The sequence below is a fragment of the Thermasporomyces composti genome (genome assembly GCF_003386795.1).
In the GTDB taxonomy this organism is placed as follows: domain Bacteria; phylum Actinomycetota; class Actinomycetes; order Propionibacteriales; family Actinopolymorphaceae; genus Thermasporomyces; species Thermasporomyces composti.
This window is the reverse complement of record NZ_QTUC01000001.1, coordinates 2,423,650-2,438,276: the sequence shown is the minus strand read 5'-3', so window position 1 is coordinate 2,438,276 and position 14,627 is coordinate 2,423,650. Positions and strand designations below refer to the sequence as shown.

General features: G+C 70.5%; 15 protein-coding genes. 3 read left to right on the top strand and 12 right to left on the bottom strand.

The genetic code is table 11. From position 1 onward, the window contains the following. Positions 1-50 precede the first annotated feature (50 nt). The 8 genes from DFJ64_RS10490 to DFJ64_RS10450 form a co-directional block, all read right to left on the bottom strand. The gene (locus DFJ64_RS10490; protein WP_245941057.1) at positions 51-920 is read right to left on the bottom strand and encodes a S1C family serine protease; all 870 of its coding nucleotides are present in this window, start codon (positions 918-920) and stop codon (positions 51-53) included. A gap of 298 nt (positions 921-1,218) precedes the next feature. Further along, a complete protein-coding gene (locus DFJ64_RS10485; protein WP_115850297.1) occupies positions 1,219-1,797 on the bottom strand; it encodes a hypothetical protein in 579 nt (192 codons plus the stop codon). Then, positions 1,794-3,317, bottom strand: coding sequence for a DUF58 domain-containing protein (locus tag DFJ64_RS10480; protein ID WP_115850296.1), 1,524 nt, complete (start codon positions 3,315-3,317; stop codon positions 1,794-1,796). The genes DFJ64_RS10485 and DFJ64_RS10480 overlap by 4 nt, the downstream gene beginning before the upstream one ends. Beyond that, the gene (locus DFJ64_RS10475; protein ID WP_115850295.1) at positions 3,317-4,306 is read right to left on the bottom strand and encodes an AAA family ATPase; all 990 of its coding nucleotides are present in this window, start codon (positions 4,304-4,306) and stop codon (positions 3,317-3,319) included. The genes DFJ64_RS10480 and DFJ64_RS10475 overlap by 1 nt, the downstream gene beginning before the upstream one ends. Beyond that, complete coding sequence (locus DFJ64_RS10470; protein WP_115850294.1) at positions 4,303-4,902, bottom strand: hypothetical protein; 600 nt, start codon at positions 4,900-4,902, stop codon at positions 4,303-4,305. Before DFJ64_RS10470 ends, DFJ64_RS10475 begins: the two co-directional genes overlap by 4 nt. Then, a complete protein-coding gene (locus DFJ64_RS10465) occupies positions 4,899-5,888 on the bottom strand; it encodes a DUF4129 domain-containing protein (RefSeq protein WP_115850293.1) in 990 nt (329 codons plus the stop codon). The genes DFJ64_RS10470 and DFJ64_RS10465 overlap by 4 nt, the downstream gene beginning before the upstream one ends. 414 nt (positions 5,889-6,302) lie before the next feature. Continuing rightward, positions 6,303-6,530, bottom strand: a complete 228-nt coding sequence (locus tag DFJ64_RS10455) for a BldC family transcriptional regulator (protein ID WP_115850291.1) — start codon at positions 6,528-6,530, stop codon at positions 6,303-6,305. 240 nt (positions 6,531-6,770) lie between these two features. Then, on the bottom strand, positions 6,771-7,604 hold the full coding sequence (locus tag DFJ64_RS10450; protein WP_115850290.1) for a DUF8083 family protein: 834 nt from the start codon (positions 7,602-7,604) through the stop codon (positions 6,771-6,773). Between the two features lie 131 nt (positions 7,605-7,735). Between DFJ64_RS10450 and DFJ64_RS10445 the strand changes: the two genes are divergently transcribed. Both DFJ64_RS10445 and DFJ64_RS10440 read left to right on the top strand, forming a co-directional pair. Further along, positions 7,736-8,842: a Glu/Leu/Phe/Val family dehydrogenase gene (locus DFJ64_RS10445; protein ID WP_115850289.1), complete on the top strand. Its 1,107-nt coding sequence runs from the start codon at positions 7,736-7,738 to the stop codon at positions 8,840-8,842. A gap of 115 nt (positions 8,843-8,957) precedes the next feature. Next, positions 8,958-9,395 carry a RidA family protein gene (locus tag DFJ64_RS10440; RefSeq protein ID WP_245941056.1) on the top strand — a complete coding sequence of 146 codons (438 nt, stop codon included), beginning with the start codon at positions 8,958-8,960 and terminating at the stop codon, positions 9,393-9,395. Positions 9,396-9,717: 322 nt separating this feature from the next. On the opposite strand, the gene DFJ64_RS10430 is transcribed toward DFJ64_RS10440, so the two are convergent. After that, positions 9,718-10,386: a ThuA domain-containing protein gene (locus tag DFJ64_RS10430; protein WP_170152569.1), complete on the bottom strand. Its 669-nt coding sequence runs from the start codon at positions 10,384-10,386 to the stop codon at positions 9,718-9,720. Between the two features lie 93 nt (positions 10,387-10,479). Then, entirely contained in the window at positions 10,480-11,265 is a 786-nt protein-coding gene (locus DFJ64_RS10425) for an NAD-dependent epimerase/dehydratase family protein (protein WP_115850286.1), read from the bottom strand. 452 nt (positions 11,266-11,717) lie between these two features. Between DFJ64_RS10425 and DFJ64_RS10420 the strand changes: the two genes are divergently transcribed. Further along, positions 11,718-11,921, top strand: coding sequence for a DUF3073 domain-containing protein (locus DFJ64_RS10420; RefSeq protein ID WP_115850285.1), 204 nt, complete (start codon positions 11,718-11,720; stop codon positions 11,919-11,921). Positions 11,922-11,941: 20 nt separating this feature from the next. On the opposite strand, the gene purM is transcribed toward DFJ64_RS10420, so the two are convergent. Together purM and purF are read right to left on the bottom strand one after the other, a co-directional pair. Further along, positions 11,942-13,003 (bottom strand): phosphoribosylformylglycinamidine cyclo-ligase, encoded by a 1,062-nt coding sequence (purM, locus tag DFJ64_RS10415; RefSeq protein ID WP_115850284.1) that lies wholly within the window; start codon positions 13,001-13,003, stop codon positions 11,942-11,944. A gap of 86 nt (positions 13,004-13,089) precedes the next feature. Further along, on the bottom strand, positions 13,090-14,577 hold the full coding sequence (gene purF / locus DFJ64_RS10410) for an amidophosphoribosyltransferase (RefSeq protein ID WP_115850283.1): 1,488 nt from the start codon (positions 14,575-14,577) through the stop codon (positions 13,090-13,092). Positions 14,578-14,627 lie beyond the last annotated feature (50 nt).

Below are 14,627 nucleotides of genomic sequence, written 5' to 3'. Positions count from 1 at the left end.
CCCCGCCGGGTCCGCCACCCACCCCTTCCTGCCGTGGGCTGGGACCCTCGTCAGCGCCCTGGACGATCGATCGGGTCGAACCGGTCGATGACCTTCTTCGCCTCGTTGATGGGGATGGCGAAGCCGAGCCCGGTGCGCTCCTCCGCCGTCCTCCCTGCGTAGATGGCGGAGTTGACCCCGATGACCTCGCCGGCCATGTTGACGAGCGGCCCACCGGAGTTGCCGGGGTTCAACGAGGCGTCGGTCTGGATGGCTCGGTAGGTCACCGGTGGATCCCCGTCGTCGCCTCCGACGCGGAGGTCCCGATTGACCGCGCTGACGATGCCCGCGGTGACCGTTCCCTCCAGTCCCTCGGGCGAGCCGATCGCCAACACGGGGCTCCCCACACGGACGCGCGAGGAGTCGCCGAGCTTCGCCGGTCGTAGTCCCGACACGCCCTCGGCGCGGATGAGGGCGAGGTCGCGCCGCGCGTCCGTGCCCAGCACCCGCGCGGACGCGGTGGAGCGCTCGCCGTTGAAGCGCACGGTGATCTCACCGCCGTCGACGCCGGACACGACGTGGTGGTTGGTGAGGATGACACCGTCGTCGGACAGGACGATCCCCGATCCGGTCTCCGCTCCGGCCAACGATGTGACCCGCAGCTCCACCACGCTCGGCGCGACAGCCGACACCACACGAGGCAGAACGGCCTGGTCGACTCGTGCGGGCTGGGTGGCTCGGGTCTGCGGCTCCTCGCGCACCGTGCCGGCGCCGATCATCCCGCCGACGACGCCGCCCAGGCAGGCCGCCACGAGCGCGACGGCGGCGAAGGCGAGCGCCAGCCATGCCGAGTGCCGATCTCGCGGCCGGGCCAGCCCCTCTCGGCGGCGTCCCACCTGATCACCGGGTGGCTCGTCGTGCGCACGCTCGGCTGGCGCCACGGGCGAAGGCTGGCGACGTGGGTGAGGCACGCGCGAACGCTCGCCCGGTCCGGATCCGCCGGGTCGATCCGCTTCGCGTGGCGCTTCGCCGATTCGACGCGGCTCGCCGGGACGATCCCGCTCGGCCGGACGCTCGGGCGGCTCAGCGCCGCCGTCAGGTCGGGTCGTCACCCTCTTCAGGATGCGGTCAGACGACAGGAGGGACCGGGGCCAACGGGCCTCAGGTCCTGGGCGCTTGGGGGAGGCCTGTGGGCTGAGTGCGGAGCGCCAAGGGCGGCGCTCCGTGTCGCTCGCCGGATCATCGATCGTCAGACGCCTGACGCCGCGACGCTCCCTGCTGGCGAAGAGCCACCCCGACCCCGAGCACCAGCGCCAGCGGCGCGACGACGACCAGCCAGACCACACCGGCCGGCGCCGGCAGAACGACCGCGGCGGCCAACGCCACGGCTCCCAGCAGCGCGGCGCCAGGCAGCGGTCCCGCCGACCGCAGCCACCCGGCCACCTCCCTGACGTCCGACCGCTCGACGAGCTCGCCAGCAGGCTCCCCCGTCCCGCGTCGCTGCGGCTCACGGTCGTCCAGCTCCTCCGCCAGCTCCGTGAGCGCCACGTACACGCAGGCGAGCAGACCGAGGACGGCGGCCGTCGGCACCGGCACCCGGCCAGAGTCGGCGGCCAACGCGACGCCCAGGAGCAAGACGACCAGGGCCCAGGAGACGAGCGACGCCATCCGAGTGCGCAGCGTCGCGAGCACCACGCCGATCGCCGCGAAGCCGCCGACCTGCCATCGCGCGTCCGACGGCAGAACGGTGAGCGCCACCGCGACGAGCCCGAGCCCAGATCCGCCTGAGGCAAGTCGGACGACACGAGCGACAGTCACCGACCACCTCGCAGCAATGGTTGCAGCCGGACCCGTTCCAGCGGGACACCGGCCGTCTCGTCCCACACCACGACGGTGGCGCCGATGACTTCCAGCTCCCGGACGAGCACCTCCCGGTCCAAGCGCCAGATGCGCAACGCCATGTGTCGCTGCTCCTCCGTCCACGGCCCGACGCGCCGACCACGGACGGGAGGCTCGGTGGTGAGCACGTCGACCACCACCACCGGATGGCCACGCTCGCGCAGGTCACGGATCACATCGATGACGCGGGGGTCGAGCAGCGGGCTGAAGACGAAGACCAACGCACCCGGTGGCAGCGCCTGCCGAGGCAGTCGGAAGAGATCCGGTTCGACGAAACTGCCGTCGAGCCGGGACGCGAGCAGGGTCTCGACCACGCGGTAGTACTGCCGGGTCCCGACGTCGGGCTTCAGCCACCGGACACGGCCGCCGAGCGCCACGATGCCCACCCGGTCCGCGTACCGCAGGTACGCCTGCACGACCGAGGCAGCGCCTCGCACACCGATGTCGAGGCTGGACCAGCCAGCGGGACCCACGTCCGTCGTCGTGTCCACGACCGCGACGACGTCGGCGGCGCGCTCGGCGGCGTACTCGTTGACGTACAGCTCCCCGGACGTGATCCGTCTGGTGCTCACCGGCCAGTTGATCCGTCGGACGGCGTCGCCGACGGCGAACGTCCGAATCCCGATGAACTCGCTCCCCGACCCGGCTCGCCGCCCCACGTGCGTCCCGAGCCGGGCCAGCAGCATGGGTGGGATGGTGATGTCGCGCGCCCGCGCCGGTGGCGGGAACACCGTGAGCTCCGAGAGCCGAAGGTTGGCGACCCCGACGTAACCCCAGCCAGGCGTGCGCACCCGGATCCGCAGCGGTCCCAGCCGCCATCGCCCCCAGCGTTGGGCTCGGACGGTCCACCGCGCCACGAGCTCAGCGACCGCGAACGCCTGGCGGACGCGCCCATCCGGCACGTCGAACGATCCCGGCCTCCCCGGCGGGGCGACGTCCCCGTCGGTCGCCGTCGTCGGCGTGGCGTCGGACGAGTCGTCCGCGGTGGAGGAGCCGTCCTGGGCGGGCGAGGGCCCACCGCGGGTCGTCGCGGACGCCTGACGTGGGTCCTCGGAGCGAACGGGTGTCTGCGGTCCCGGCAGGTCGAGGTGGAGAGTGATCGTGCCGAGCCGCTGGGGCGCGCGGAGGCGGACCGTCACCTGGACGGGCTCGTCCTCGAAGGTGCGGGACTCCGACACCTCCGCGCTGACGGTCACCGACGCCGGACGCGGCTGCCGGAGCGCGACGACGACCGCCACCAGACACGGCGCCGCCAAGACGACGGGCTCCGGTCGCGCGGTGATGACCCCCAGCGCCACCGCCAGAACGCCGACCAACGCCAACCGCCAGGCCAGGCGGCTCACGTGCCACTCCAGGACAACGTCGACCGGAGGCAGCGAGAGCGCCCCGACCCGCCCACCGTCGGTCCAGGTGGGAACGGGGACCGGTGGAGCGCTCATCACCGAGTCGATTCCAGGATCTGCGTCGACGGCGTCGGGACTTCCTCCAGCACCTCGGCCACGACGTCGTCCCCGGACAGCCGACGAACCCACAGCTCCGGCCGCAGCACCAGCCGGTGTCCGAGGGCGGCGACCGCGACCCGCTTGACGTCCTCCGGGGTTACGTAGTCCCGACCGGCGAGGATCGCCGCGCCCCGCGCCAGCTGGGTCACCGCGAGCGTGCCGCGCGGGCTCGCGCCCACCTGGGCCTTGGGATGCTCACGTGTCGCCCGGACCACGCGCACCACGTACTCCAGCACGTCGTCGTGGACCTCGACGAGCTCCAGGGACTCCATCATGGCGAGGAGCTCGGTGTCGTCGACGATCTTCGTCAACGCCGGTGGAGCCGACCCGCGCCGCAGGCGCCGGCGTACCACTTCGGCCTCCTGGTCGGCCGGCAGGTAACCGAGGCGGGTTCGCAGGATGAACCGGTCCAGCTGCGCCTCGGGCAGGGGGTAGGTCCCCTCGTACTCGATCGGGTTCTCGGTGGCCAGGACGACGAACGGGCGGGGCAGCGGGCGGGTCACCCCGTCGGCGGACACCTGCCGCTCCTCCATCGCCTCCAGCAGCGCGGCCTGGGTCTTCGGGGGTGTCCGGTTGATCTCGTCCGCGAGGAGCAGCTGGGTGAAGACGGGACCTTCACGGAAGACGAACTCGGCCGTCTTCTGGTTGTAGACCGAGGCGCCGGTGAGGTCCTGCGGCAGCAGGTCGGGGGTGAACTGCACTCGGTCGAAGCTGAGCCCGAGCACCTGCGCGAACGATCGGGCGAGCATCGTCTTGCCGAGACCCGGGAGGTCCTCGAGCAGGACGTGCCCACCGGCAAGAATGCCCAGCAGCACGAGCTCCACGGCGTCGCGCTTGCCCACGATGACCCGCTCCACCTCGTCGAGAATGGCGAGGGCGCGCTCGCGGGTCTGGTCGAGGTTCAGCGTCGGAGTGGTCGTGGTCATGCGTTCCTTTCGTGCGTGCGTCGCAGACGCTCGATCGCCGTCACGACACGGTCCAGCTCCGGCAGGTCGACACCCGGCGCGTCGCGGTCTCGGCTGGGCGGTCGGTCCGGCGCCAGGAGCGCCCACGCGTCGTCGCCGAGACGCTGGCGGGCCAGGTCAGGCTGTGCGCGGAGGTCGACACCGTGCTCGTCGGCGAGCCGGACGGCGAGGGCGTCCAGGAGACGGACGCGCAGGCCTGTGTCGAAGTCTCGTCGGGAGTAGCTCGCCCAAGCGATCTCGCCGAGGATGCGGTCGTAGCTCGGGAAGCCGGTCCGGGACGGGGAGCGCTCCTGCCGAAGCCACGAGGGCAGGCGGAGCCAGCGGGGTCGTCGCGACCAGGCTCGCCGCAGCCAGGATGGCGGCCGGAGCCACCGCCCTCGAGACGTTCGCTGCGGTCCCGGCGAGCGCGGCCTCCGCCATGGTCGTTCGAGGCGAAGCAGCTGGTGTAGCAGCTCGTTGAGGGCGACGATCGTGAGGCCGAGCAGCAGTCCGCGCAGCCCCTGGGCGAGGACGGCGAAGACGAGGAGGAGCCCGAGGAGGCCGCGCAGCTCGGTCATCCGCCGCTCCTCCCCTCCCGCTCACCGTGGACGCCCCCGTGCGGCACCGGACTCGTCGCCACACGTGACCCGGCCACGGAGGCTTCGGCTGCGCCGACCTCAGCCGCCGACGTCCTGCGGAGCTCGGCTTCCAGCCGTTCGAGGGCGGCGGACGCCTGCCAGCGCGCGTCCGGAGGTAGTGGGCGTCGAGAGAAGCGGGCGCGCTGGAACAGCCGGGACAGGTCACGGGCCGCCGCGCTCCCGGTGTCGCTGAGGAGACCGGCCGCCTCAGCCCTGCGCAGAAGGTCCGTGGGGGTGTCGGCGAGTCGCCGCTCCACGCCGACGTCCCGGAGCGCCTGCTCCATCGCGGCGTACGCCCGAATCACCGCGGCGCGAGGCGCGTCGATCTCGGCGAGGGCCGCCCGCCCGGCGGCGACGACACGCCGCACGTCGGCCGCCGTCAGCTCGCGGGTTGGCTCGGTCGTGGTGGCGGTCTTGCGGAGGACCCAGGCCGCGGCGAGGAGGACGAGACCGAGCACGACACCAGCCGCGATCGCCACCGGCCAGGACCAGGTCGGCTCGAGACCCGGAGCGCGCGTCCCGGGACCTCCCTCCTGGGGCGCGGGGATGGGCGTGGCGACGGGCGGGGGTGGGACACCGGAGCCGTCGGCTCGACGGCCCATGCGGTCCCGGTAGTGGTAGAGGAGGAAGATCGCACCCAGCAGCAGGATCCCCTGCGCGATGAGGACGGAACGGCTCGTGCGCCTCGGCGCGGGACCCGGGAGACCCTGGCCTCGCGCCAAGATCAGGGACACGACGACCACCACCAGCCCGACGCCCAACACCACGCCGAGTAGCGCGACCAGCACGTTCGCGGGGATGCGATCGGCCTCGACGGTGACCCGCTCCTGCCAGCTCAGCCCGAGCGCTCCGAGAGCGAGCAGCCCGAGGACACCCACGAGGGCCCCCGTGCGGGCGAACCAGCGAGGTCGCGGGTCCTCACGCACGGTCGCACCTCCTCGTGGATCCGCCCTGGCGGTCACTGTAGGGCGTGGTGATCGTGCTGGGGAGCCCTCGATTGGTACCGATTCGGCCACGACCGCCTGATCGCGACGCTCTGTGACTACTTTGCGATCTCTCTACTACTGTCTGTCACCGGCCTCGCAGGTGTCCGCTCATGCGGCCTGCCACCCGCCACCAGGAGCGGAGACGAGAGGCGCCGAGACCTGGGGAGAACGACAGACTCTCGGGCTCACTGAGCGGAACCTCCGTCGTCCACGCCTGGGAGCCGTGGGGCGGGACGACGTGCCAGGGATCGTGGCGGACATGAGGATGGCGGTCCACCATCGGGTGGACCGCCATCGTGTTCGTCGTCTCTGCGTTGTGACGAGTCTCTGAGCATGTCACCGAAGGTCCGCTGGTCAGCGGCCTTCCGCTTCCCCCGTTCCCCCGCGCTGCTCAGGGAGCACGCCTGCCAGCAGCGCACGCACCTCGGACTCGCGGTAGCGCCGGTGTCCCCCCAGCGTCCGGATCGAGCTGAGCTTGCCGGCCTTGGCCCACCGGGTCACCGTCTTCGGGTCGACCCGGAACATGGCCGCGACCTCTGCCGGCGTCAGCAGAGACTCCGTCTCCGGCGAACGTGTCGTCATGAGCGGCCTCCTCCACGAGAATCGGACGGTTCTCGTCCGTCCCGCACCCTCCATTTGGTGCTCTCATCTGGTCGGAGGATGGGCTGCTCCGGGATACGTCACACCGCGACTACGTCGCGTCATACATCCCCCACGTGACGTATCCGGTTCGGCCCACCCCTTCTCACGTGACTCACCGTAACTCGCAACCCAGGCGTTGCGCCCAGTTTTTCCAGAATCTACCGGCCCGGATCCGATGTCTCACGACGCACGCTCCTTCGCGCGCACGGACCACCATCGCTTCCGTAGTCGACGGTAGACGATGAGCGCCTCCTCGTCGTTACCCTCTGCGACCGCCTGAAGCGCGGCAGTCACGTCTTTGGCCGACTGGTCCTCGGCCAAAGCCTCAGGGCTCACGAGGTGGACGAGCCCGCCATAGTCGAGCTCCACCCACGCATGGGGATGAAACGCCTCCAACCAGCGTCCCAAGTCCACCAGGGCCCCTAGGTCCCAGTCCGGCCATGTTCGGCGGAGCAACCGGTACGCACGCGCGATCCTGCGCCGAGCGTCCACCATCGGCGTCAGGTACCGGAGTGAACGCTCTGGTTCGGTCCGAACCGTGCGTTGGTCCTCACTAAAGATGACGAACCAGGCCAGCGGAACGTGCCATCGAGCGGTCAAAATGTGCGGGAAATCATCCTTGCCCGCATCGTCCTCGCACAGGACGCTGAAGTCGACGCCGTCGAGCCCTCCTGCGGGGATCAACACCCGCAGCACGTCATCCGACAGCACGGACACCAGGTCGCGAAGCGCCTGACGGATCCGTAAGGCGGGCTCATCGGGACAGACGAAGCGAACGCCGTCGACCTCCACCACGTACGCGCGGCGCTCCGTCATCATCGCGTCGGAGGGAAAGGCCGGCAGCAAGGCCGCGAGCCAGACCCGTTGCTCGGCCACTGTCAACGCGGCCGTGGACGGCCGCTCGACGCCCTCCAGCCACGGCGCGAGAAGCTCCCGCTCGTCCCGCCCGAACGCCGCCACCGGCTCGTAGACCCGCAGGTAGCAGCTGTACGGCGGCACGACGGAAGTCCGCATACACCCATCGTGCACCTCTCCCCAAGTTCGCGGCACCTGTCCAGAGAGATCCATCCCGGCGCCAAGCGGTCTATCGTGGAGGAGGTGGCCGGGGCGCCAACAGCGAGCCGACCGGACGAGGAGTCACCACCGTGACCGAGGTCTTTGGCCGCTACAGCGGCCACGAGCAGGTGGTCTTCTGCGCCGACGAAGCCAGCGGACTACGCGCGATCATCGCGATCTACTCCACCGCTCTCGGCCCTGCTCTCGGGGGCACGAGATTCCACCCGTATCCCGACGAGGACGCCGCCCTCCGCGACGTCCTCAACCTGTCCGTCGCGATGGCCTACAAGGCCTCCCTGGCCGGACTGGACCTGGGCGGCGGCAAGGCGGTGATCATCGGCGATCCCGCCCGTGACAAGTCCGAGGCGCTGCTTCGGGCGTACGGGCGGTTCATCCAGTCGCTCGGCGGCCGCTACATCACCGCCTGCGACGTTGGCACCGAAGCGTCGGACATGAACCTGATCGCCGAGGAGTGCGACTACGTCACCGGACGCACCACCGATAGAGGCGGGTCGGGTGACTCCGCCATCCTGACGGCGTTCGGGGTGTTCCAGGCCATGCGCGCGTGCGCCGAACACCGCTGGGGGACACCGAGTTTGCGTGGACGCCGCGTCGGCGTGGTCGGTGTCGGCAAGGTCGGCCGCCGCCTCGTCGGTCACCTCGTCGAGGACGGCGCCGAAGTGGTGATCACCGACATCAGCGCCGCCGCGATCGAGGAGGTGCGCGCCCACTACCCGCAGGTCGATGTGGTCGCCGACGCGCCCACGTTGGCTCGGGCCGACCTCGACATCTACGCGCCGTGCGCGCTCAGCGGCGCGCTCGACGCGGCCACGGTGTCCGCGTTGCGTGCCTCCATCGTCTGCGGCGCAGCCAACAACCAGCTCGCGCACCCGGGCTTGGACAAGGTGCTGGACGAGCGCGGCATCCTCTACGCGCCCGACTACATGGTCAACGCCGGCGGCCTCATCCAGGTCGCGGACGAGCTCCATGGGTTCTCGTTCGAGCGAGCCGAGGCTCGGGCCGCACGGATCTTCGACACCACCCGGCGAGTGCTCGACATCGCCACCGCGGAAGGAATCCCGCCGGCCGCGGCCGCCGATCGGCTCGCCGAGCGGCGCATCGCGCAGGCGCGCCGGCTGCGTCCGCTCTGGCTCGGTGACCGCGACGTCCGGGTCACCCGCGCCCGACTGAGGTGACCTGGAGCCATCGCTCGCCTCCGTACCCGGCTCGAGTCCACCGACGTGCGTCCTGGCGAGGTGCGGTTAGGGTGATCCGCACGAACCGAGTCGCCGAGACGGGAGGACAACAGAGGTGCCGGGGACGATCCGCCGCTGGAGCCCGCCGGGTCTCGCAGCACCGGTCGGACGGTACAGCCACCTGGCAGTCGTTCCAGCGGGAGCTCGCACGCTCTATGTCTCCGGACAGATCGGCGTGCTGCCCGACGGCTCGATGGCCGGCGCCGACGCGGAAGCGCAGACGCGCCAGGCGCTCGCCAACCTCGAGACGCTGTTGCGCGCGGAAGGCGCCGAGCCACAGCACCTGGTCAAGCTCTTCGCCATGGTGGCTGGTTCCGAGCACCTGCCCGGTTACCGAGCATCCTTGGGCGAGGCGTTCAGCCGGTGGTTCCCCGAGGGCGACTGGCCGGCGCAGTCGCTGGCCGTGGTCGCCGGGCTCGCGGCTCCGGAGATCCTCGTCGAGGTGGAAGCCGTAGCCGTGGTGTCAGGCGACGACATCAGCTCCTCCACCTGACGACCCAGGCCCGGCCCTCGACGTGGGTGGGGGCTCGAGTCGTGGGGCGATCACAACCTCGACCGAGCTCCTCGACACCGAACCCCGCGAGTCGGTCTTCCGTCACACCCTGGTCGTTCTCGACACCCTGGTCGTACGGCGCCTGCGGCGTGTGCGACGGCCCGCTGTCCGTTCTTGGCAAGGCCCTGAAGAGGTCACGTCGCCGCGGACGCGGGTAGTGCTGGACATAGACAGGGGGTCGGGTCGGCGTCGTCCCCACCCGACCCCCTGTCCTTCCCGTCTGCCCCTCGGCCCACACGCCCTCGCCGGGGCACGACCCGCGTCAGACGCGACCGGCGCACCACCGGACGGCGTTGCGGATGATGCGGCGCACGTCCTCGCGGTAGTAGGTGGGGTTCTCCTCGTGGCCGGGCCGGAAGTAGAACACCCGCCCCGCACCGATCGTGTAGGCACAGCCGGACCGGAACTCGTGTCCGCCCGGGAAAGTCGAGTGGAAGACGACCGTGTCCGGCTTGCCGCAGCCGAACTCCTCGTCGTACATCTCCTCGTCCTCGATGACGAAGTCGCTGACCCCGGCGGCCACCGGGTGATCGGGAGCGAGCACCTTGATCGACTCCGGGCCCGCGTTGTGCCGGACGCCACCGATGCGCCCGTCGTCCCCGATCAACCGGGTGAACGGCTTGGCCATGTGGGCGGAGTGCAGCGCGAGGAACCCCATGCCGCGTTCCTTCACGTGCCGTTCGATCCGGTCGACGGTCTCGTCGCGCACGGCGCCGTGAAGGAGGTGGCCCCACCAGACGAGAACGTCGGTGCGCGCGAGCGTCTCCTCCGGCACACCCTGGCCAGGGTCGACGAGCTCGGCGGTGCTCACCTCGAAGCTCGCGGGATCCTGGCGCAGCCCGTCCGCGACGGCGCCGTTGATGTCGTGGGGGTACATCTCCTTGGGCGCGGTGTGCTCGGACCACACCAGCACGCGGATCTTGTCGGCCACTGTCTCCTCCTGCCGCATGAACGATCTCTGGAGCGAGCGGGGTCGTCTGTCACCCCTGGCGACGCTCGTCAGCTCGTGCGTCGGTCGTGAATCTCACTGGTCCGCGAGCGGCCAGGCCACGGGACCTGGCGCGCACAGACCTCGTGTCGTCGTCGGATGGACTTCGTTCGCGAAGGTCTCGGAATCACACGTTGGCTGGTAGCCGAGCTCCTTCCGCGCGTTGGTGATGTCCCACTCGGAGCGGGTGTTGGCCGACACCCCGTGGTAGACCCCGAAGGAGACACCCTCAGCCTCGATCGCCCGCACGACGAGCTGCCGGAGGTCGGCCGGCCCGAGCCAGCTCGCGAGCCCACCGACTGAGAACGGCCGCGGCTGGACACCGCCGAAGCGCAGGCAGATGACCGACAGCCCGGTGCGGTAGCTGTAGGTCCGGCCGAGCGCCTCCCCGAAGGCCTTGCTCGCGCCGTACGGACAGCACGGTGACGGCGGCCAGCTCGGATCGACGGGGTGCTGCTCCCGTTGCACGTAGGCACCCATCGCGTGGACCGAGCTGGCGAGCACGACCCGGCGGACGCCGGCCTCCACCGCGGCCTGCAGCACGACCGCCACGGCGTCGACGTTCGGCGCGGACAGGGCGTCCCACGTGGCGGTGGGGGAGGGATTGGCGGCCAGGTGGACCACGGTGTCCACCCCGTCGAGGACTTCGGCGACGAACGCACGGTCGACGACAGAGCCGAGCCGAACGTCGGCGACGTCGGCGACGTCGGGATCGGGACGCCGCTGGTCGACGAGGCGGAGGGAGTAGTCACCCAGCCCCGGCATGAGGAGCCGAGCGACGTGACCGGCTGCCCCTGTGACGAGCACCGAGCGCTGCGTCATGTCACCGCTTCCCTTGAGGTCCGCGCCACCACGCTTCCGGTGGCCTTGGCCCGAGGGTGTACGGGGTCCGACCTGATCCCCGACGCCGCGCGGGCGTCCCCCTTCCTACCGCACCTGGACCGCGATCAGCAGCCGCATTCCGTCCGCTGAACGAGACTGCCGGACCTGGCCGCGCGACGGGTTTTCCGCCGCAATTGATCACTAAGCGTGTCCTATGCGCTACGTTTCGCGAATGATCGGGCGCGGAGCGACGACCTCCGGGCGATCATGGTCAACAACATGTGGACAAGCTGTGGAAAACTTCCGGACAGTGTGGCGTTCAACACCCACCCGACGTGCGTGATCGAGGTAGAAGCCGGTACGGTTGACTCACGAGCAGATGAAACCGAGAGCCCGAGGGCGCACGTCTCGGACGTGTTGCCCCGCTTTATGTTGTGCGAGGGGGTCGACCCATGGGGCGCGGCCGAGCTAAGGCCAAGCAGACGAAGGTCGCCCGGGCGCTGAAATACCGCACCCACGACCCCGACTTCGAAGCGCTGCAGCGCGAGCTGTCCGGTCGTGGCGGCAAGAACGGTGACGTTCACGCCGAGGACGACCCTTACGACGAGTACGACGACGGGGTCGACGAGGACGATCGCGTAGCGCGTCGCCGCTGACCGCGGACGACCTTTCGCGGTCAACTCCGCTCGTAACTTCCCGCGAGAACAGCGGAGCCCTCACCTGGCTGCACCTTTCCGGCGACCCAGGCATGGATGCCGCGGTCGGCGAGCAGGCCGACCGCGGCATCTGCGTGCTCGTCAGCGACGAGCGCCAGCATGCCGACGCCCATGTTGAAGGTGCGCTCCAGCTCGGCGTCCTCGACCGCACCCCACTCGCCCAGCAGGGTGAAGATCCGGGGCGGAGCCCACGTGGAGCGGTCGAGCACGAGGTCGACGTTCGAGGGGAGCACGCGCGCCGCGTTCGCGGCGAGCCCGCCCCCGGTGATGTGCGCCATCGCGTGGACCTCCACCCGCTCAGCCAGCGCGAGGCAGTCCTTGGCGTAGATGCGGGTGGGTTCGAGCAGCTCCTCCCCGAGGGTCCGGCCCAGGTCGTCGACGTGCTCGTCAAGCCGACGGCCCGTCTGACGCAGGACCGCCCGGACCAGCGAGTAGCCGTTGCTGTGCAAGCCGGACGACGCCATCGCGATCGCGACGTCGCCAGGACGCACCCGATCCGGCCCGAGCACCTCGTCCGCCTCCACCACGCCGGTGGTCGCACCGGCCACGTCGTACTCGTGGGGCTCGAGCAGGCCGGGGTGCTCAGCCGTCTCCCCACCGACCAGCGAGCAGCCAGCGACCACACAGGCCTCGGCGATGCCCTTGACGATCAGCGAGATCCGCTCCGGCTGGAGCTTCCCACAGGCGATGTAGTCGGTCAGGAACAGCGGCTGTGCACCGCAGACCACGAGATCGTCGACCAGCATGCCGACGAGGTCGAAGCCGATCGTGTCGTGCTTGTCCAGTGCCTGGGCGATCGCGACCTTCGTGCCGACCCCATCCGTCGTGGTGGCCAGAAGCGGCCGCCGGTAGTCCCGGAGCGCGGAAGCGTCGAACAACCCGGCGAAGCCCCCGATTCCGCCGACCACCTCGGGCCGCCGGGTCTTCTCCACCCAGCTCCGCATGAGGGCGACGGCGCGGTCGGCGGCCTCGATGTCGACCCCCGCGCTGGCGTAGGAGATCGGCTTGGTCGGCTCCGTCACGTCTCGGCGTCCTTCCTTGGGGACGGGGGATCAGTCCGGTGGCGCTCGTCCGGCCGGAGGGTCGGGGTGCTGGGCACCCCGACCCCTCACCGGCCGGAGATCGCCACCTCGAGATGGAACTTGCCCCTGCGGGTGCTCTGCGGGATCTCGATGGGGTAGGCGCCATCGAAGCATGCGCGGCACAGCCGCTCTCGCGGCTGGCCGCTGGCGGCGATCAGCGAATCAAGCGAGATGAAACCGAGAGAGTCGGCGCCGATCGCCCCACAAATCTCGTCGACCTCACGCTCGGCGGCGATCAACTCCGATCGCGAGGCGAAGTCAATGCCATAGAAGCACGGCCACTTGACCGGTGGGCTGGAGATCCGGACGTGCACCTCACGAGCTCCGGCGTCTCGCAGCATCCGAACGAGCGCCCGCTGGGTGTTGCCGCGCACGATCGAGTCGTCGACCATGACCAGCCGCTTGCCCTCGATCATCTCGCGCAGCGGGTTGTACTTCAGCCGGATGCCGAGCCGCCGGATCGTCTGGGTCGGCTGGATGAACGTCCGACCGACGTAGCTGTTCTTCACCAGGCCGTGGCCGTAGGGGATGCCGCTCTCCTCCGCGTATCCGATCGCGGCCGGGGTGGCGGACTCGGGCACGGGAATGACGAGATCCGCGTCGGCGGGATGTTCCCGAGCGAGCATCCGCCCCACCTCGACCCGGCTCTCGTGGACGGAGCGTCCGGCGATCTTCGTGTCAGGTCGAGCGAGGTAGACGTACTCGAAGAGACAGCCCTTGGGATCCGCCGGCGCGAAGCGTCGCGACCGCAGACCCTGATCGTCGATCGCCACCAGCTCGCCTGGCTCGACCTCCCGCACGAACGTCGCGCCCACGATGTCCAAGGCGGCGTTCTCGCTGGCCACCACCCAACCCGACGCGAGCCGACCGATCATGAGCGGCCGGATGCCCTGCGGGTCACGCGCGGCGTACAGCGTGGTCTCGTCCATGAACACCAGCGAGTACGCGCCACGCACCTCAGGGAGGACGTCGGCGGCCGCGTCGTCCAGCGAACCGTCCTGGTGACAGGCGAGGAGGCTCGTGAGCAGGTCGGTGTCGGTCGTGCCCCGCTCACCACGCGCGGGGAGGGGCATGAGGCCCACCTCGGCCGCTCGCTTGTCGACCAGGTCGAGCAGCTCGGCCGAGTTGGTCAGGTTGCCGTTGTGGGCGAGCGCGAGCCCTCCGCGTGGCGTGGGCCGGAATGTCGGCTGCGCGTTCTCCCAGACGCTGGACCCAGTCGTGGAATAGCGGCAGTGCCCGATCGCGAGGTGACCCTGCAAGGACTCCAGGACCGCCTCGTCGAAGACCTGCGACACCAGGCCCATCTCCTTGTAGACGAGGACCTGCTGTCCGTTGCTGACCGCGATGCCCGCGGACTCCTGCCCGCGGTGTTGCAGCGCGTACAGGCCGAAGTAGGTGAGCTTGGCGACCTCCTCCCCTGGTGCCCAGACACCGAAGACACCGCAGGCGTCCTTCGGCGTGTGGTCGGCGGGGTCGAGGTCGTGGGAAAGACGTCCGTCGCCGCGTGCCGGCACGCATCGCAGTGTACGTGGCGGTCGTCACCATGCCCACGCCGCGGGGGCAC